Raw genomic sequence first — 18,180 nt, forward strand, 5'->3', positions numbered from 1 at the left:
CGGCCGGCCGGTCCCGCCCCCGGTTCGCGCCTGCGTCAGCCGCAGGTCACGATCGCGTCGGCCCAGTCCGCGCGGTCCCACCATTCGGCCTGGCCGGCGGGCGAGCCCGCCGCGTTCGGGTCGACCACGAGCTCGAGCCGCTCGACACCGGTGACGTCGACGTCGACCTCGGCGGCCAGCCCCTTCGTCATCGCGCCGCTGTCGTAACGCACCTCGCCGTCGGCGACGACCCGGAAGATGACGTTGGGCGATGCCCCCGCCTTGTTCATGATGTCGTCGATGCCCACGACCGCCGCGAACGCCGAGCACTGCCCGCCGAGGTTGAATCCGATCGTGGTCGGCGAGTTGACCCCGAGCCCCTTGCCGTACTCGACGCCGGCGAGCCGGATCGGCTTGCCGTCGCCGTACGCGGCCTCGCCGATCTCGGTGTCGCGCTCGATCGGCCCGTAGGCCGCGTTGAGCGACACCAAGGCGAACGGCAGGTCGGAGAGGAAGTGCTCGCCCGCCGTCGGCGGCTCGGGCACGTCGGGCACGGTCGCGTCGTGGGCCTCGACCGCGCGTCCGGCGAGCTCGACGATGTCGCCCTCGGGCTCGGTGAGGAACGCCGAGGTGTCGGTCGACGCCGTGAACTCGGCGCCGACGGCGTACCAGTCGATCGACGCCGGGGCCCTGCCGGTGTCGAAGGCCGTCTGGATGCTCGCGAAGAACCGCTCCCACCGGTCCTTGTAGTAGGTGCTGACGAGACCCTGCCACTCGCGGTTCGCGTAGTCGTTGAGGCCGGCGTCGACGGCGCTGCGGTCGCCCCACGTCGTGACGATCGACCGCGCGTCGAACTCGAGCCGGTCGGCCTCGGCCGCATCGGCGCCCGCGGCGCGTGCGTCTGCGATCCAGCGGCCGAAGAGCGTCTGCGGCTGCGTCGCGACGATCGCGTCGAGCAGGTCCATGTTGCCGAGCCACTCCTCGCTGAGCCCGGTGAAGGCCGCCCGGTCGCGCATGCCGTAGGCCTGCTGCAGCTGCGGCAGCAGCACCCGCGAGGTGTTCGAGGTCACCTGGCGCGCGACATCCATGAGGTCGTACCGGTAGCTCGCGTTCCCGCCCGCGGCGGGAGCGGCGGCGAGCAGGTGGTCGAGCGCCTCGGCGAACCGGTCGGGGTCGTACGAGAGGCTGCCCGGCGACCAGGTCGCCGCGGCGCTCGCCGACAGCGACGGGCGGGCGCCGTAGAGCCCGTCGTGCGCCTCGCTGTAGCCCTCGTTGTCGGGCAGGGTGTAGGCCGTCTCTGCGAGAATGCGCCAGGCCGCCTTCAGCTCCGGGTCGTCGACGCCGTACCGGCGCTCGGTCCAGGCGTCGAACCACGCGTTCACGTCGACGGGGCCGTCGCGCCACGCGAGACCGGCGAAGAAGTCGATCGCGGCAGGGTTGTTGAGTCCGCCCTCCGGCAAGGCCGCGATGCCGTCGACGCGGCTGCCGTCACGGTTCAGCCACTCGTCGAACAGCTCGTTCCACTTCGCGAGCTCGGCACCCATCGTCGTGTGCCCGCCGAAGTTCCAGATCGTGCCGAACGCGTACGGCACCCCGCTCCACTTGGCCTCGAGGTCGCCGCGCGCCCAGCGGTCCGACAGGCCGTCCACGATGAAGGTCGTCTCGGGATCCACCGCAGCGGCGACATCCTCGGGCGGGTTGTTCTGCCAGCCGAGCAGCACCCAGGTCGCCCCGGGCTGCGCCGTCTGCAGGGCCGTCTCGATCGCGCGCGTCGCGGCGGGCACGTCGACGCTGCCGCGGCGGCCGCCCTCGTGCAGCACGTCCATCTTGTACGCGTTCGAGGCGCCCAGCTTCTCCTCGGATGCCTCGTAGAAGGCCTCGGCGACCGCCGGGAACACGGCCGAATTCGGGTCGAGCCAGCCGGGGCGCTGGAACCCGACCCAGCCGCCCTGCGGCTCGACGCGCGCGTCGGCGTTGCGGTCGGCGAAGTCGGTCGGCACGGTGCCGAAGTACCCGGGCAGCACGGGGGTCATGTCGAGCTCGCGCAGCCGGTCGGCGATCTTGCGACCGAGTTCGGTGCGCTCCTCGAGCAGCGCCTCGCTCGTGCCGGCCGGATAGCCCGACATGTTCTGCAGCAGCCACCAGGGTTGGTGACCCGGCAGCGGGGTCCACGCGCGGGCCTCCTCGGCCGAGTAGCCGAACTGCTCGAGCACCTCGGCGTAGACCGCTTCGGAGCCGACCGGCATGAACACCTCGTTGAAGCCGAGCGCGGCGAGTTCGTCGATCTCGCGCTCCCACTCGTCCCAGGTGCGGTAGGCGCCGGTGTAGCCGTCCTCGGTGTCGTTGCCGTAGAACCGGTGGCTGACGTTCGACGTCGCCGTGATCGGCTCGGCGGGCAGGGGCAGCGCCGCCTCGGGGTCGAGGTTGCGCACGTTCCACGAGACCGACTGGCCGATCGTGGCGAGGTAGGCGTTGACCCCGGCGATCGCCGTCGCCGAGTCGGTCGCCGCAACGCGCACGTGGTTGCGCTTCGAGGTGATCTCGTAGGCGTCGGCGCCGTCGGCGGACTCGAGCATCGCGAGATCGAACCCGTCGGATGCCTCGCCGAGCAGCCGCTCGACGGCGTCGCGCGCGGGCTCGAGGCCCGGCGCCGTCTTGGGCGGCACGTCGAGCTTCGCGTCGCGGGCAGGAGGCTCGGCGTTCGCCGCGCCGGCGGTGCCGGTCGTCAGCAGGAGTGCGGTCGCGATCGTGGCGAGCGGAGCGAGGGCCGCTCGTCGACGTCGTCTGGGCGTTGGGTGCATCATCGGGCCTTTCGCCGGTCGTTCGGATGCGGCGCGGATCGCGCCGCCATCCCGACCCAATCAGACCTCCGACCTTTACGCAAGGTCTTAACGTAAAGTCTCGGCTAAACTAATCGCCGGAACGGAGGCCGCATGAACGACCCGATCGTCGGCACCGCACGACTCAAGCGCTACAACACCGCGAGGGTGCTCGACGAGCTGCGCTCCGGCGGCGAGCCGGTGCGCATCGTCGAGATCGCGGAGCGCACCGGCCTCACCCGCTCGACGGTCGCCACGATCATCGAGGAGCTCGACGCCGACGGCTGGCTGCGCCGGCACGACCCGCTCGGCGCCCTCGGGCGGCCGGCAGCGCGGTTCTCGGTGACGCCCGAGCGCTTCCACGTGCTCGGCGTCGACATCGGACTGCACCGCGTCGTCGCCGAGGTCGCCGACGCCGCGGGCGCCGTGATCGCCGAGGCGAACGCCCTCCACGAGGTGCACGACGGCCGCGAGCTGCTGCGCCTCGTCAACGCGACCGTCGACCGCGCCCTCGCCGCGGCGGCCCTCGAACGCGGCGGCATCGCGGCAGTCTCGGTCGCGAGCGTCGGCATGATCGACCGCGCCGAGGGGCGCGTGCGCGTCATCCGGGGCATCGACGCGTGGACCGACCTCGACCTGACCCGCGAGCTCGGCCGCGGGTTCGGCGTCGACGTCGACCTCGACAACGACGCGAATCTCGCCGCCCTCGCCATGTCGGAGCTCGACGACTGCCCGCCGTCGTTCCTGACGGTGCAGTGGGGCGAGCGGCTCGGCGCCGGCCTCGTGCTCGACGGTCGGCTCTACCGCGGCCCGCTCGGAGCCGCCGGCGAGATCGGCGCGCTCATGGTGACCGACCCGTGGAGCGGCGAGCGCGCGACGCTCGAGGCCGTGGTCGGCGCCGAGCACATCGACGAGATCGCCCGGCTCGTCGCGGCGAGGGACCCGTTCACCCGACTCGCCTCCGAGCTCGGCGCTGAGGCCGCCGCCGCCCACGTGTTCGAGCGGGCCAACGACGGCGAGCGCGCGGCCACCGAGATCGTCGACCAGCTCGCCGACGTCGCCGCGCGGGCGCTCGCGCCGATCCTGCTCGCGCTCGACCTGCACCGGGTCTACGTGACGGGCGGCATCGCGCGCGGCGGCGATGTGCTCACCGCCGCCCTCGAACGACGGCTCACCGCGATCGGCGCCGCACCGATCGAGGTGCGGTTGTCACCGTTCGCCGAGAACACGGTGGTGCGCGGCGCCGTCACCGCCGCCGTGCGGTCGGCCTGGGAGTCGGCGCTCGACGGCGGCCTCGGCTCCGACGCGCGCACGAGGGCGCGGAGTTCCGCCCGCTGAGCGCGGGCTCAGCTCGACTGCGTCGATCTCGCCGCAGGACGGCGCAGCGCGCGGTGCGCCTCGTGCACGACGACCGCGACGACCGCCGCGACGACCGTGAGCGCGATGGTGCCGATGACCGCCTGGGCGAACTGGCCGCGGGCCATCGCGTCGAGCTGCGCCTGCTGCGTGTCGTCGACGACCATGCCGTTGCCGTCGACCACGATGCCCGAGTTCAGCACGATGGTCTCCTGGATCGCGCCGATCAGTCCCGGCATCGCGATGAGGCCCGCCGCGGCGATCGCGACGAGCGCCCACCACGCGGCCGAGCGCGCGAACCCGTTTCGCGGGGAGTCCGCCTCGCAGAGCCGGGCCGCCATCGCGGTCACGACGACGAGTCCGACCCCACCCGCCATGAGCAACGACGGCGACATCGCCCAGCCGAGGGTGCGCAGCAACTGCGCAGTGGGATCTTCGGCCGGTGACGGGCTCGCGTACCAGCTCGTGTCCGCGTTGGTGAGCCAGCTCAGCCAGGCACCGATCACGGTGACCGCCCCGGTGACGGCCCACCCCGCAGCGAGCCACACCCAGGTACGGCGTCCGAGCGGCTCTGCCGCGGGCTCCGGCGCTGGACCGAACCCATCGTCCTCGTCGGGCATCCCCGTGTGGACAGGTGCGGAATCGAGCGGGTCGCGCCGCACTGGATCCGAGCGGCCGGAGTCGTCGTCGCGCTCGAGGTCCGCCGCGTCGTCGCGATCCGGTTCGAGCACCGCGAACAGGTCGAGTTCCTCGTCGGTGTCGCGTTCGACCGGCACGCTCTCGGCCGGGGATGCGACCGATGCCGTGCTCGCCGCCGACGACGCCTCCGAGACGATCGGTGCCGCGGTGCCGGACGTCCCAGTGCCCGACGCCGTCGCCGCGACGGTCGGCTCGACGCCCTGCGCACGGCCCGCGGCCGAGGCATCCGCCCCGTGCCCGTCATACCCGCGCTGGAACCGCGCGTCGTAGCGAGGGTCGATGCCCTCGCGTGCCCCGGTCATCGTCGACCCCCTCCGTGAGCCCGCGCCGCCGTCAGGCGCCGTCGGGTTCGCCGCTCAAGAGCCCGCGCAGCCAGTCGCGGGCCTCGATGAAGATCTCGTCATCGTACTTCGAGTGGTACTCGATCTCGCGCCGGTCGGCGCGCGGATAGGAGCCGAGGAAGATCACCTTCGGCGAGTAGCGGCGGAGGCCGAGCAGCGCGTCGGCGACCCGCTCGTCTTCGACGTGCCCCTCGAGATCGATCACGAAGCGGTACCGGCCGAGCGCGTCGCCGATCGGCCGCGACTGGATGAGCGAGAGGTTCACGCCCCGCGTCGAGAACTGCTCGAGCATGTCGAGCAGCGCGCCCGGCTCGTCGTCGGGCAGTTCGACGATGAGGCTCGTCTTGTCGGCGCCCGTCGGCGCCGGGACGACGCGCGACCGGCTCACGAGCACGAAGCGGGTCACCGCGTTGGGGTTGTCGCCGATGTCGCGGGCGAGCACGTCGACGTCGAGGTGCTCGGTGATGCCGGGCGGGGCGACGGCCGCGTCGGCCTGCGCCGATTCGAACAGGGATGCCGCGGCCTGCACGTTGCTCGTCGCGGGAATGTGCCCGTGGTTCGGCAGCTCGCGCTCGAGCCAGCCGCGCGACTGCGCGTACGCGACGGGGTGGGCGTTGACGACCCGGACCTCGGCGAGCGTCGTGCCCGGGCGGGCGACGAGCACGAAGTTGACCGGCACGAGGTACTCGCCGACGATGCGCAGGCCGGGCACGGTCGCCAGTGCGTCCTGCGTGGCGCTCACTCCCCCGTCGATCGAGTTCTCGATCGCGATCATCGCGGCCGTCGAACGGCCCTCGACGACGTCGGCGAGCGCCTCGCCGACGTTGTTCACCGGGCGCCAGTGCTTGCCCGCCGCCTCGGGCACCTGCTTCAGCGCCGCCTCGGTGAAGGTGCCCGCCGGCCCGAGATACGAGTACGTCTCGTGAGGGGGCGTCGCCGAGGCATCCGTCGTCATGCGCCAAGCCTAACGAGCGGGGCGGGAGCCGACTGCGATACTGCCCACGTGGAGACCGCGGCGATCACGAGGGCCGTGCCGGGCGATGCGGAGCGGCGCATCGCGCTGCGCCGTATGAAGCGCGTCGCGACGAGCCTGCTCGCGGTGGCCGCCGTCGTGTTCGCAGTGTCGTTCGCCCTGCAGGACGAGATCGCCTGGATGGGCTACGTGCGCGCCGCCGCCGAGGGCGCGATGGTCGGCGCGATCGCCGACTGGTTCGCGGTCACGGCGCTGTTCCGTCATCCGCTCGGACTGCCGATCCCGCACACGGCGATCATCCCGCGGCGCAAGGACGAGATCGGGGCGAGCCTCGGGGCCTTCGTCGAGCACGAGTTCCTCTCCGACGAGGTCGTGCTCGGCAAGCTGCGCTCGATCGGCATCTCGCGGCGGGTCGGCGGTTGGCTCGCGGCGCCCGAGAACGCCGAACGGGTGACCGCCGAGGCCTCCGTCGCCGCACGCGGCGTGCTCACGATGCTCGGCGACGACGACGTCGAGGACGTGATCGAACGCCTCGCCCGCCGCCACCTGTTCGAGCCCGAGTGGGGGCCGGCGATCGGCCGCATCGGGGCGCAGCTCGTCGCGGCCGACCAGCAGCGCGCCGCCGTCGACGCCGTGCTCGAGAAGGCCGAGTCGTGGCTCGCCGGGCACCCGGAGGCGTTCGGGCGCATGGTCTCCGAGCGGCTGCCGCGGTGGGTGCCGGGCTTCGTCGACCGCCTCGTCGACGACCGCGCGCATCGCGAGGTGCTCGCCTTCGTGCGCGCGGTGCGCGCCGACGACGCGCACCCGCTGCGCCTCGCGATCGACCGCTACCTCGCGGAGCTCGCCGACGACCTGCAGCACGACCCGGCCATGATCGCCCGGGTCGAGCGGCTCAAGGCCGAGCTGCTCGCGAGCCCGCGCGTGCGCGAGTTCGCGGGCGAGGCGTGGGCCGCCGTGAAGGCGACCCTCGTCGACGGGCTCGCCGACCCCTCGAGCGAGCTGCGCACCGGACTGCGCGCGGCGATCGTCGAGGTCGGCACCCGCCTCGCGACCGACGACCCCCTCGCGGCGAAGGTCGACGACTGGGTGACGGATGCCGCGGCCTACGTCGTGCGCAACTACCGGCACGAGATCGCCGGCGTCATCACCGAGACCGTCGAGCGCTGGGACCCGCGCGAGACGACCGAGAAGCTCGAGCTGCAGGTCGGGCGCGACCTGCAGTTCATCCGCATCAACGGCACGGTGGTCGGCGCGCTCGCGGGCGTCGCCATCTACGCGGTCGCGACGGGCGTGCACGCGCTCGCCGTCTCGATGTGATGTCCCGGCCGGTGGCGGGCGCAGTCCCATTCCTCAGGTGAGTCCCGCCCCATGCGGGGCGGACGCGTCGAACGATCGCGGCCCGTCTGCGGGACGCCCGGTCCCTCCCGCATCGCGGGGCGCGGTGCCAGACTGGGGGGCATGCACGAGCGAGCGGGAACCCCGGCCATCGAGTCCGACCTCATCGACGTGGAGGCGCTCGTCAGGGCGTACTACGAGCTGAAACCCGATGCGTCGGTGCCCGGGCAGCGCGTCGCGTTCGGCACCTCGGGCCACCGCGGCTCGTCGCTCACGACGAGCTTCAACGAGCACCACATCCTCGCGACCACGCAGGCGATCGTCGAGTACCGCGCGGCGCAGGGCATCACGGGCCCGCTCTTCATCGGCGCCGACACCCACGCGCTCAGCGCCCCCGCCCAGACGACCGCGCTCGACGTGCTCGTCGGCAACCAGGTGCGGGTGCTCGTCGACGAGTTCGACGACTACGTGCCGACGCCGGCGCTCTCGCACGCGATCCTGACCTGGAACAACGACCCCGCGAAGCGCGCGGAGGGCGAGGCCGACGGCATCGTCATCACGCCGTCGCACAACCCGCCGCAGGACGGCGGCTTCAAGTACAACCCGCCGCACGGCGGACCGGCCGACAGCGACGCGACCGCGTGGATCGCGGCGCGCGCGAACGAGCTCATCGAGGGCGGGCTGCGCGGCGTGAACCAGGCCGAGCCGAGCGGCGTCGAGACCTACGACTTCCGCGGCGCGTACGTGGCCGATCTGGCGAGCGTGATCGACATGGAGGCGATCGCGCGCAGCGGCATCCGCATCGGCGCCGACCCGCTGGGCGGAGCCTCCGTGCACTACTGGGCGGCGATCCGCGACCGATACGGGCTCGACCTCACCGTCGTGAACGAGCGCGTCGACCCGACGTGGTCGTTCATGACCCTCGACTGGGACGGCAAGATCCGGATGGACCCGTCGAGCCGCAACGCGATGGCCTCGGTCGTCGCGAAAGCGGGCGCGTACGACCTGCTCACCGGCAACGACGCCGACGCCGACCGGCACGGCATCGTCACCCCCGACGGCGGGCTCATGAACCCGAACCACTACCTCGCGGTCGCGATCGAGTACCTGTTCGCGCACCGACCGGGCTGGCGCGACGACGCCGCGATCGGCAAGACGCTCGTGTCGAGCTCGATGATCGACCGGGTCGCCGCGTCGCTCGGCCGCCGCCTCTGGGAGGTGCCGGTCGGCTTCAAGTGGTTCGTGCCCGGGCTCGTCGACGGCTCGGTCGGCTTCGGCGGAGAGGAGAGCGCGGGCGCATCGTTCCTGCGCTTCGACGGCACCGTCTGGACGACCGACAAGGACGGCATCCTGCTGTGCCTGCTCGCGGCCGAGATCCGCGCGGTCACAGGCAGGTCGCCGTCGGAGCTGTACGCCGACCTCGTCGAGCGCTTCGGCGAGCCCGCCTACGAGCGGGTGGATGCCGCGGCGAACGCCGCGGAGAAGACCGCCCTCGGCCGACTCGACGGCGACGCGATCGCCGCGACTGAGCTCGCGGGAGACCCGATCAGCGCGAAGCTGTCGAAGGCGCCGGGCAACGACGCCGCGATCGGCGGGGTGAAGGTCGAGACGGCCGAGGCCTGGTTCGCCGCGCGGCCGAGCGGCACGGAGGACGTGTACAAGATCTACGCCGAGTCGTTCAAGGGGCCCGAGCACCTGAAGCTCGTGCAGGCCGAGGCGAAGCGCATCGTCGACGGCGCGCTCGACGTCTGACGCCTACTTCAGCGAGAAGTAGGTGACTGAGCCGCCCGACGCGAGCGCCTCGTCGACGTCCCAGTAGTCGGCGTCCTTCGTGTGGCCGCCGACCCAGATGCGGGTCGTGCCGCCCGAGTGCACGACCCGGGTCACGACGGCCGTGTGGTCGCGATCGCCCGAGTCATCCCAGTCGAACTGGGCGATGTCACCGACCTTGACGAGGCCGCGCTGCGAGTCGTCGAGCGCGGTGGCGAGGTCGGTGCGGCCGAGCAGGTAGTCCCGGAGCGCGGTCGAACTGGCCCAGCTCGGCGACATGGCGCCGGTCGCGTGGTCGTAGTACCAGCCGTCGTTCATCTTCCAGCCGCGGGCGATGAGCGACTGGCTCGTGAAGTTGGCGCAGTCGACACCGCTCAGGACGGTGTACGCGTCGGAGTTGTAGTCGCTCCAGTGGGCGAGCACGTAGCCGACCTGCGCGTCGATGCGGGGGTCGGTCGTGTAGTTCAGCGTGAGCGCGGTCGGCGCCTCGTTCGTCGACGCCTCGACGATGCCCGAGAGGTCGCTCGTCGACGCCGACGGCACGTCGACGCCGGCCGCGACCGACGCGGCGGACGCCTCGACGGGGACCGGGTTGCCCGCGGCGTCCGAGAAGCTCACCTCGACGCCGCCGAGCGAGTCGGCCGACGTCGCCGGCACCGCGAACGTCACGGTGCCCTCGTCGGCCGCGACGATCGTCGCAGCGGTTCCCGCGACCGTCACCCCGCCGACCTGGTCGAGTCCCTCGCCGGTCACGGTCACCTTCGTGCCGCCCGTGAAGGGCACCGACGCGGTCGAGAGCCCGCTCGTGATGGTCGGCCGCTCGTCGGCCAGCGCCGCCGTCGAGACGATCTTGTCGCGGGCCGCCGCCGCCTCCGGCGATGCCGCGCGGACGGTGCTCGTCGAGCCCGGCACGCCGCCCGCGGTCACGGCGATCGCCGACCCGTCGGGAGCGATCGCCGAGGCGACGGCGCCGAAGGCGGTCACGCCGAACAGCGCGGTCGTCGCGCCGAGCGCGACGAGCCGGCGCGCACCGCTCGACGGGCGTCGGTTGCGCGCGTGGTCGGCGCGGTGCCGCGGGTGGCGGTCGCCCGGGTCGGTACCGGGCGGGTCGGGCGTGGCGGCCGTGCCGGCCGTGGTCGGCCGGGCGGGCCCGTCGGCCGGCCCGACTGCACCGTCGCCGTGGCGACGGGACGTCGGCGGGCCCGGGTTACGGGGAACGGAACCCGGACCCTGCGGCGTCCCGGCGTCGGGAGCCTCCGGATCGGCCGGCGCCGCGTCGGGGGACGCTGCGGCACCGGCCGATGCGTCGCGACCGCGCATCGCGGCCACGAATCCGCGACGAGCCTTCGCGGGACGGGAGGGCTCGGCCGTATCGGGCGCGGCCGAGTCCTCCCGGGTGCCGACCGGTTCCACCGCGTGCTCGAACGAGTCCCCCTCGCCGTCGCCGTCGACCGTCGCCTCCGCGCCTTCGGCGAGGAGTGCGGGGTCGATCGCGCCCGGCGCGCGGAACGTCGCGCGCCGGCGCTGCGGCATGGGGGCAGGCGGAGTCTTGGAGATTCGTTTGAACACGGGATGGGTTCCGGTCGGCGTTTCGGGGGACACGAAACCTCACCACGCGAGTTTGTGAGGAACCCTCTCGAACTCTGGGAGGACGATGAGAGCGATCTCCCAACACCCTGCACGCGACGTTGCGGACCCCGTCGTCAACTGTTCTAATAGTCATAGAACAGTTGTGAAAGGAGTGTCGCCGTGCTGATACGCGTCGACCCCGCGAGCGAGACACCGATCTTCGCCCAGGTGGCCGCATCGGTGCGGGCGGATGCCGCGGCCGGGCGCCTGCGGGCCGGCGACAAGCTGCCCTCGGCACGCGAGGTCGCCGCCTCGCTCGGCGTGAACCTCCACACGGTGCTGCGGGCCTACCAGTCGCTGCGCGAGGAGGGCCTCGTCGACATGCGCCGCGGTCGCGGCGCGGTGGTCACCGAGGCCGTCGAACCGCTCGCGCAGCTGCACCACGACGTCGCGACGCTCGTCGCGCGTGCCAAAGAGCTCGGGCTCTCCCCCGACACCCTCGCCGCCCTCGTGAAGGAGACGTACCGATGACCGCATCCGACGATGTCCGCACCGCCCGCCGCCGCTACCTCGTGGTCGGCTGCGCCGTCCCGGTCGCGCTGACGCTCGTCGCCGTCGCGCTCATGCTCGCCTGGCTGCCCGAGATGCCCGCCACCGTCGCGACGCACTGGAGCAGCACCGGCGAGCCCGACGCCTTCGCCTCGGCGTGGACCGTTCCGGTCGGCACCGCCGTGCTCGGCCTGGGGCTCACCGCGTTGTTCGCGACGATCATGCTCACGGGCACGCGCGACGGGCACTGGGGCCCGATGATGCGACTGCTCGGTGCCGCCTCGCTGGCCACCACCGTGCTCGTCACGGTCGGCATGACCTGGTCGTTCGGCCTGCAGCGCGGCCTCGCCGATCCGCACGACGCCCCGGGCATCGGCCTCCCGATGCTCGTCGCGCTCCTCCTCGGCGTCGTCGCGGGCGCGGCCGGGTGGTACGCGCAGCCGAACGTCACGACCGGCGCCCGGGCGACCCGGACGATCGAACCGCTCCGACTCGCCCCGGGCGAGCGTGCCGTCTGGGTGAGCACGACCACGATGTCGCGCGCGGCGATGGTCGCCATCGTCGCGAGCATCGTCGCGCTCGCGCTCGGCACCGTCGTCGTCGCGGCCACGGGCTCCCCGGCCTGGTGGGTGATGCTCGGCGTCACCGTGCTGCTCGTGCTGCTCGCCGCGACGACGTTCGTCTTCCGGGTGCGCGTCGACGATCGAGGGCTCACCGTCGCCTCGGCGGCGGGGGTGCCGCGGTTCGGCGTTGCGCTCGACGATGTGGCGTCGGCGGCGGTCACGACGGTCAACCCGACCGCGGACTTCGGCGGATGGGGCGTGCGGCTCGTGCCGAACGGGTCGTTCGGCATCGTGCTCCGCGCCGGCGAGGCGTTGCAGGTCACTCGCCGCGACGGACGTCGCTTCACCGTGACCGTCGACGACGCCGCGACGGCGGCGGCGCTGCTCGAGGCCCTCAGCTCGCGGGTTCGCGGGGCTCGGAACTGACGCGGGCGCGAGCCCGTGCGCGCAGGCCGGCCACGACGAGCGGCAGCAGCACGAGCGCGCCCACGAGGCACACGCCGGCGAACCCGCCGAGGCCGAGCACGAAGCCGCTGAGGGCCGCCGCGACCGCCGCCGAGAGGTTCATCGCCGCATCGGTCGCGCCCTGCAACGGCACCCGGATCTCCTGCGAGACGGAGTCGGTCACGAGGGTCGAGCCGCCGATGAGTCCGCACGACCAGCCGAGTCCGAGCAGGCCGAGCGCGAGCGGCACGAGCAGCATGTCGTCGGCCGGCGCGAGGATGCCGATGAGCGTCGCAGCGGCGAGCACCCCGATGCCGATGAAGATCACCCGCTCCGATCCGATGCGGTCGGCGAGCCACCCGACGATGGGGCTGGCGCCGTACATCCCGACGATGTGGATGCTGAGCACGACGCCGACCGCCGTCAGCGAGAGCCCGTGCGCCATCATGTGCACGGGCGTCATCACCATGACGCCGACCATGACCGTCTGCGAGCAGACGATCGCGAGGATGGCGAAGAGCGCACGGGGGTTGCGCGCGGCGATGCGCATCGCCTGCCACGATCCGATGGGCTTCGAGGCGCCGCCCGCACCGGCCGCTCCGGTCGGCGTCGGGGATGCCTCGTCCGCCCCGGCGTCGCTCGCGAGCCGCCCGGCCTGCGGCAGGCGCAGGAGCGCCGCGACGAGCAGCGCGGAGAACGCGAACGCGGCACCCGAGAACAGGAAGGGGCCGACGAGCGCCGGCAGCCCGATGGCCTGGCCGACGGTGTCGCCGAGGTCGGAGAGCAGCGGCCCGGCGACCGAACCGAGCGTCGTCGCCCACAGCACGAGCGACATCGAGCGCGCCTCGAAGCCGGGCGCAGCGACCTCTGTGGCGGCGAAGCGCGCCTGCAGGCCCGCCGCGGTGCCGGCCCCGAACGCCATGAGCCCGAGGAACACGAGCGGCACGAACCCGCTCACGGCGGCGACGATGACGAGCACTGCGCCGAGGCATCCGAGCGCGTAGCCCGTGGCGAGCGCGACGTGCCGCCCACGCCCGACGGCGAGCTTCGCGAGCGGGATCGCCGCGATGGCCGCGCCGAGCACGCTCGACGACTGGGCGAAGCCCGCGAGGGCGACGACGCCGGTGAGTTCGTCGACGAGGAGGGCCGCGACGGCGATGCCCGAGGCGACGCCGACGCCCGCGAGCAGCTGGTTGACGATGAGGACGGTCAGCGAGATCCCGCGGTGCGGCACCGGCGTCACCCGCGCCGTCGTCGGCTCGGGTGCGCTCGGCGCATCGCTCATCAGGCGCCGCCGCCCGGTACGCCGAAGAACTCCTCGAGCGTCGTGATGCCCTTCTCGTGCATCTCGGTCGCGAGCGGCACCCCGACGTAGCGGAAGTGCCACGACTCGTGCGGGTAGCCCGTGATGTCGACCTTGTCGGCGGGGTAGCGCAGGATGAACCCGAATCGCCAGGCGTTCGCACGCACCCATTCGCCCTCGGCGGAGTCGTCCATGCACTCGAACGTGCAGCCGCCCTCGGTGCCGATGTCCATCGCGAGGCCGGTCTGATGCTCGGAGTGCCCCGGCGGGGCGGTCGTCGGGTCGCTGCCGTCGCCGTAGAGCTCGACCTGCGTGTCGTAGCTGCGGTAGGCGCTGTTCGAGGCCAGGTAGAAGTCGGCCTCGTCGGCCGCGGCGGCGAACATCGCGACGACCGCGTCGGACGCCTCCTGGCGCATCTCGGGCACCCAGCTGTGCGCGACGGGCACCTCGACGAGGTCGTCGGGAACGTAGTCCTGCGGGTTCAGCGGGCGCACCTGGTTGACGACGACCCAGATGCTGGCGGGGTCGTCGAGCGAGTGCGCCGTGCGATCGAAGGTGTCGACGCTCGCGGGCGGCGGCGCGGTCGCCGGCGCCGGCCGCGGCGTCGCACTCGCGGAGCCGGATGCCTCGGGGCCGCCGCCGGTGGCGCCGGCCGAGCCCGAACCGGCTCCGGCGACCGCGCCGACCACGACGACGCTGATCGCCGCGAGGATCGCGATGAGCACGAGTGCCACGGTCATGCGCCGTCGCTGCACCGCCTCGTCGACGGCGGGAGGATCTGCGGGTTCGGACACGCTGCCGATTCTACGCGCGGCGGGCATCGCCGCCGCCCCGGGCGGCGAACACCCACCGCGGCCGCGGCGCTGTGAGAGCGCTCTCTTGACAGCAGCAGAGATCGCGTCGTAGAGTCACCTTCCGAAAGTGTGAGAGCGCTCTCACAATAGCGAGAGAGCGCTCTCTTGTTCCTGCATCATCCCCCATTCGACCACGCACACAAAGGAGTGACCGTGAAGCTTTCACGACGCACCCGGGGCGCCGTCGCCATCGCCGGCGCGGCATCCATCGCACTGCTGGCCACCGCCTGTTCGACCGGCGGTGGCGCGAGCGCCGAGGGCGAGGACATCACCCTCACCGTCACCACGTTCGGCACCCAGGGCCTCGAGGGTCTGTACGAGCAGTACGAGGCCGACCACCCCGGCATCACCATCAAGGCCACCAACATCGACACCGGCGGCAACGCCCTCACCGACTGGCAGACGAAGCAGGCTGCCGGCGCGGGCCTTCCCGACGTGCAGGCCGTCGAAGAGGGCTGGCTGTCGAAGGTCATGCAGGTGAGCGACTCGTTCACCGACCTGCGCGACTACGGCGCCGACGACCTCAGCGACCAGTGGGTCGACTGGAAGGTGAAGCAGGCCACCGACGCCGACGGCCGCATCATCGGCTACGGCACCGACATCGGCCCCGAGGGCCTCTGCTACAACGGCAAGCTCTTCGAGGAGGCCGGCCTGCCGAGCGACCGCGAAGGCGTGGCCGCCCTCTTCGGCGGCGAGGATGCCTCGTGGGAGAAGTTCTTCGAGGTCGGCAAGGCCTATCACGACAAGACCGGCAAGGCGTTCTACGACCAGTCGGGCTTCGTCTGGAACTCGATGGTCAACCAGCTGCCCGAGGGCTACTACACCGCCGACGGCGAACTGAACGTCGAGGGCAACGCCGAGCTCGAGGCCCGATGGGCCCTGCTCGCGCAGGGCGCGGCCGACGGCCTCTCGTCGAACCAGACCCAGTGGGACTGGGGCGGGGGCAAGGCGTTCACCGACGGCTCGTTCGCGACCTTCGTCTGCCCGGGCTGGATGCTCGGCGTGGTCAAGGGCCAGGTCGAGGCCGGCGGCGGCGACGCCACGACCGGCTGGGACTTCGCCGACGTCTTCCCCGGCGGCGCGGCCAACTGGGGCGGCGCGTTCCTGACGGTGCCGACCACCTCGAAGCACCCGAAGGAGGCGGCCGAGCTCGCCGAGTACCTGACGAACGCGCAGTCGCAGGTCGCGGCCTTCCAGGCCGCCGGAACGTTCCCCTCGAACGTCGAGGCGCAGGCCGACGCCGGAGTGACCGGCGAGAGCGAACTGACCGCGTTCTTCAACGACGCACCGGTCGGCGAGATCCTCGGCTCGCGTGCCGAAGGTGTCGTGGCCCAGTACAAGGGACCGGACGACTCGGTGATCCAGGAGCAGGTCTTCGGCCCCTCGATCCAGGAGCTCGACTCGGGCAAGGCCGACGGCCCGACCGCGTGGCAGCACGCGCTCGACCTCCTCGACCAGCTGGTCCAGCAGTAGTCCGACCGGCGAAGTGAACGCGGGCCCTTCGGAACGCTCCGAAGGGCCCGCCTCACGAGAGGAACCCCGAATGACTTCGACCATCACGCCGCCGGCGGAGGCGGCATCCCCCACGCCCTCGGGCGGCGCGAAGCACGACCGCACCGCGCACCGCACCGCACTCACCACCCGGCAGCGCCTCAGCCGCTGGGACGTGAGGTACTCCCCCTACCTCTACATCGCGCCGTTCTTCGTGCTGTTCGGACTCGTCGGGCTGTTCCCCCTCGGCTACACCTTCGTGGTGTCGCTGAACGACTGGAACCTGCTCACCGGCCCGGGCGAGTGGGTCGGCCTCGAGAACTTCGCCGCGGAGCTCCAGGACCCGCTGTTCTGGAACTCGCTGTTCAACACGTTCAGCATCTTCCTGCTCTCGGCGGTGCCGCAGCTCATCGCGGCGATCGTCATCGCCGCCGTGCTCGACCAGAACATCCGCGCCAAGACCTTCTGGCGCCTGTCGGTCATCCTCCCCTACGTCGTGACGCCCGTCGCCGTCACCCTCATCTTCAGCAACGTCTTCGGCGAGAAGTACGGCCTCATCAACAACCTCCTCACGACGATCGGCGCCGATCCCGTGATGTGGAAGACCGAGACCCTCCCGAGCCACATCGCGATCGCGACCATGGTCAACTGGCGCTGGACGGGCTACAACGCGCTCATCCTGCTCGCGGCGATGCAGGCCGTGCCGAAGGACATCCACGAGGCCGCCGCCATCGACGGCGCCGGCGCCGTGCGCCGCTTCTTCTCGGTCACGATCCCGAGCATCAAGCCCACGATCGTCTTCGTCATCATCACGGCGACGATCGGCGGCCTGCAGATCTTCACGGAGCCGAAGCTCTTCAACGCGACGAGCTCCGTGCCCGGCGGGCCGCAACGGCAGTACCAGACGACCGTGCTCTACCTCTGGGACCTCGCCTTCAACCGGCAGGACTTCGGCAAGGCCTCGGCCGTCGCATGGCTGCTCTTCCTCATCATCGTCGCGATCGGGCTCGTGAACTTCTGGCTCTCGCGGCGCATCGCGGGAGCCGAGGCGAAGCGCACGAAGCGCAGCACCCGACGCAGGCTCGACGCCCACGCCGCGGCGCGCGCCGAGGCATCCGCCCTCACCGCCCGGGTCGGCGCCGGAGGCGTGACCGGGGCCATGGTGGCCGAGCCGATGCTCGACGACCCAGATCTCGACGAACCACGTCCGGAGGAACGCGCATGACCGCCACGAAGGCCGTCGTCACCCGCGACGCGATCAAGCCCGCGCGGTACGACGCACCCCGCAGGCGCTCGCTCGGCATCGAGCGCCGCCCGGGCTGGCTCACCTACACGCTGCTCGGCGTCTTCTTCGTCGCCGGGGCGTACCCGCTGTACTGGTCGTTCGTCATCGGCTCGAGCGACAAGTCGGCGCTCACCGACACCTGGCCGCCGCTCCTGCCGGGCGGCCAGTTCTGGACCAACGTCGGCGAGGTGCTCGACACCGTGCCGTTCTGGCTCGCGCTCGGCAACTCGATCATCGTCGCGAGCGTCATCACGCTCTCGGTCGTGAGCTTCTCGACGCTCGCCGGCTACGCGTTCGCGAAGCTGCGGTTCCGCGGCCGCGAGGGGCTCATGGTGTTCGTGATCGCGACGCTCGCGGTGCCGACCCAGCTCGGCATCATCCCGCTGTTCATGCTCATGAAGCAGTTCGGCTGGACGGGCACGCTCGGCGCCGTGATCGTGCCGACGCTCGTGACCGCGTTCGGCGTGTTCTTCATGCGGCAGTACCTGGTCGACGTCATCCCCGACGAGCTCATCGAGGCGGCGCGCGTCGACGGGGCGTCGATGATCAGCACGTTCTGGCACGTCGGCGTGCCGGCCGCCCGCCCGGCGATGGCGATCCTCGGGCTCTTCACCTTCATGACGGCGTGGACCGACTACCTCTGGCCGCTGCTCGTCGTGCCGCAGAACCCGACCCTGCAGGTGGCGCTGAGCCAGCTGCAGTCGGCCCGCTACGTCGACTACTCGGTGGTGCTCGCGGGCGCGGTGCTCGCGACGCTGCCACTGCTGATTCTCTTCATCATCGCCGGCAAGCAACTCATTTCAGGGATCATGGCAGGAGCAGTCAAGGGATGACCATCGGACTTCGAGAG

General features: G+C 72.1%; 14 protein-coding genes. 8 read left to right on the forward strand and 6 right to left on the reverse strand.

What is annotated here, in order from left to right; translation table 11 throughout:
- Positions 1-35 precede the first annotated feature (35 nt).
- A complete protein-coding gene (locus LR269_RS01455; RefSeq protein ID WP_231428930.1) occupies positions 36-2,783 on the reverse strand; it encodes an alpha-N-acetylglucosaminidase TIM-barrel domain-containing protein in 2,748 nt (915 codons plus the stop codon).
- Between the two features lie 129 nt (positions 2,784-2,912).
- Between LR269_RS01455 and LR269_RS01460 the strand changes: the two genes are divergently transcribed.
- Positions 2,913-4,136, forward strand: coding sequence for an ROK family transcriptional regulator (locus LR269_RS01460; protein ID WP_231428931.1), 1,224 nt, complete (start codon positions 2,913-2,915; stop codon positions 4,134-4,136).
- Between the two features lie 8 nt (positions 4,137-4,144).
- Here LR269_RS01460 and LR269_RS01465 read toward each other — a convergent pair whose 3' ends face one another.
- Both LR269_RS01465 and pheA read right to left on the reverse strand, forming a co-directional pair.
- Positions 4,145-5,155: a hypothetical protein gene (locus LR269_RS01465; RefSeq protein ID WP_231428932.1), complete on the reverse strand. Its 1,011-nt coding sequence runs from the start codon at positions 5,153-5,155 to the stop codon at positions 4,145-4,147.
- Positions 5,156-5,186: 31 nt separating this feature from the next.
- On the reverse strand, positions 5,187-6,149 hold the full coding sequence (gene pheA, locus LR269_RS01470) for a prephenate dehydratase (RefSeq protein WP_231428933.1): 963 nt from the start codon (positions 6,147-6,149) through the stop codon (positions 5,187-5,189).
- Between the two features lie 48 nt (positions 6,150-6,197).
- On the opposite strand from pheA, the gene LR269_RS01475 reads away from it, so the two are divergent.
- Complete coding sequence (locus LR269_RS01475; protein WP_231428934.1) at positions 6,198-7,484, forward strand: DUF445 domain-containing protein; 1,287 nt, start codon at positions 6,198-6,200, stop codon at positions 7,482-7,484.
- 141 nt (positions 7,485-7,625) lie between these two features.
- On the forward strand, positions 7,626-9,254 hold the full coding sequence (gene pgm, locus LR269_RS01480) for a phosphoglucomutase (alpha-D-glucose-1,6-bisphosphate-dependent) (protein ID WP_231428935.1): 1,629 nt from the start codon (positions 7,626-7,628) through the stop codon (positions 9,252-9,254).
- Positions 9,255-9,257: 3 nt separating this feature from the next.
- Here the strand turns inward: pgm and LR269_RS01485 are convergent, their stop codons facing one another.
- Positions 9,258-10,805: an amidase domain-containing protein gene (locus LR269_RS01485; RefSeq protein WP_231428936.1), complete on the reverse strand. Its 1,548-nt coding sequence runs from the start codon at positions 10,803-10,805 to the stop codon at positions 9,258-9,260.
- Between the two features lie 216 nt (positions 10,806-11,021).
- Between LR269_RS01485 and LR269_RS01490 the strand changes: the two genes are divergently transcribed.
- Both LR269_RS01490 and LR269_RS01495 read left to right on the forward strand, forming a co-directional pair.
- Complete coding sequence (locus LR269_RS01490) at positions 11,022-11,372, forward strand: GntR family transcriptional regulator (RefSeq protein WP_231428937.1); 351 nt, start codon at positions 11,022-11,024, stop codon at positions 11,370-11,372.
- Positions 11,369-12,379: a DUF1648 domain-containing protein gene (locus LR269_RS01495; protein WP_231428938.1), complete on the forward strand. Its 1,011-nt coding sequence runs from the start codon at positions 11,369-11,371 to the stop codon at positions 12,377-12,379. Before LR269_RS01490 ends, LR269_RS01495 begins: the two co-directional genes overlap by 4 nt.
- Here LR269_RS01495 and LR269_RS01500 read toward each other — a convergent pair.
- Together LR269_RS01500 and LR269_RS01505 are read right to left on the reverse strand one after the other, a co-directional pair.
- The gene (locus tag LR269_RS01500) at positions 12,348-13,682 is read right to left on the reverse strand and encodes an MFS transporter (RefSeq protein ID WP_231428939.1); all 1,335 of its coding nucleotides are present in this window, start codon (positions 13,680-13,682) and stop codon (positions 12,348-12,350) included. The genes LR269_RS01495 and LR269_RS01500 overlap by 32 nt on opposite strands.
- A complete protein-coding gene (locus tag LR269_RS01505; protein WP_231428940.1) occupies positions 13,682-14,494 on the reverse strand; it encodes a M15 family metallopeptidase in 813 nt (270 codons plus the stop codon). The genes LR269_RS01500 and LR269_RS01505 overlap by 1 nt, the downstream gene beginning before the upstream one ends.
- A 213-nt stretch (positions 14,495-14,707) precedes the next feature.
- On the opposite strand from LR269_RS01505, the gene LR269_RS01510 reads away from it, so the two are divergent.
- From LR269_RS01510 to LR269_RS01520, 3 genes are all read left to right on the forward strand, one after another.
- Positions 14,708-16,027 (forward strand): ABC transporter substrate-binding protein, encoded by a 1,320-nt coding sequence (locus LR269_RS01510; RefSeq protein ID WP_231428941.1) that lies wholly within the window; start codon positions 14,708-14,710, stop codon positions 16,025-16,027.
- Positions 16,028-16,097: 70 nt separating this feature from the next.
- On the forward strand, positions 16,098-17,270 hold the full coding sequence (locus LR269_RS01515; RefSeq protein ID WP_231428942.1) for a carbohydrate ABC transporter permease: 1,173 nt from the start codon (positions 16,098-16,100) through the stop codon (positions 17,268-17,270).
- Positions 17,267-18,163, forward strand: coding sequence for a carbohydrate ABC transporter permease (locus LR269_RS01520; RefSeq protein WP_231428943.1), 897 nt, complete (start codon positions 17,267-17,269; stop codon positions 18,161-18,163). Before LR269_RS01515 ends, LR269_RS01520 begins: the two co-directional genes overlap by 4 nt.
- Positions 18,164-18,180: the final 17 nt, after the last annotated feature.

The organism is Agromyces sp. S2-1-8, assembly GCF_021129215.1.
Classification (GTDB): Bacteria; Actinomycetota; Actinomycetes; order Actinomycetales; family Microbacteriaceae; genus Agromyces; species Agromyces chromiiresistens.

Bases quoted from the DNA above. Each gene is read 5' to 3' on its own strand.
- LR269_RS01455 (WP_231428930.1), bottom strand. From the start codon at position 2,783: ATGATGCACCCAACGCCCAGACGACGTCGACGAGCGGCCCTCGCTCCG.
- LR269_RS01460 (WP_231428931.1), top strand. From the start codon at position 2,913: ATGAACGACCCGATCGTCGGCACCGCACGACTCAAGCGCTACAACACC.
- LR269_RS01465 (WP_231428932.1), bottom strand. From the start codon at position 5,155: ATGACCGGGGCACGCGAGGGCATCGACCCTCGCTACGACGCGCGGTTC.
- pheA (WP_231428933.1), bottom strand. From the start codon at position 6,149: ATGACGACGGATGCCTCGGCGACGCCCCCTCACGAGACGTACTCGTAT.
- pgm (WP_231428935.1), top strand. From the start codon at position 7,626: ATGCACGAGCGAGCGGGAACCCCGGCCATCGAGTCCGACCTCATCGAC.
- LR269_RS01485 (WP_231428936.1), bottom strand. From the start codon at position 10,805: ATGCCGCAGCGCCGGCGCGCGACGTTCCGCGCGCCGGGCGCGATCGAC.
- LR269_RS01495 (WP_231428938.1), top strand. From the start codon at position 11,369: ATGACCGCATCCGACGATGTCCGCACCGCCCGCCGCCGCTACCTCGTG.
- LR269_RS01500 (WP_231428939.1), bottom strand. From the start codon at position 13,682: ATGAGCGATGCGCCGAGCGCACCCGAGCCGACGACGGCGCGGGTGACG.
- LR269_RS01515 (WP_231428942.1), top strand. From the start codon at position 16,098: ATGACTTCGACCATCACGCCGCCGGCGGAGGCGGCATCCCCCACGCCC.
- LR269_RS01520 (WP_231428943.1), top strand. From the start codon at position 17,267: ATGACCGCCACGAAGGCCGTCGTCACCCGCGACGCGATCAAGCCCGCG.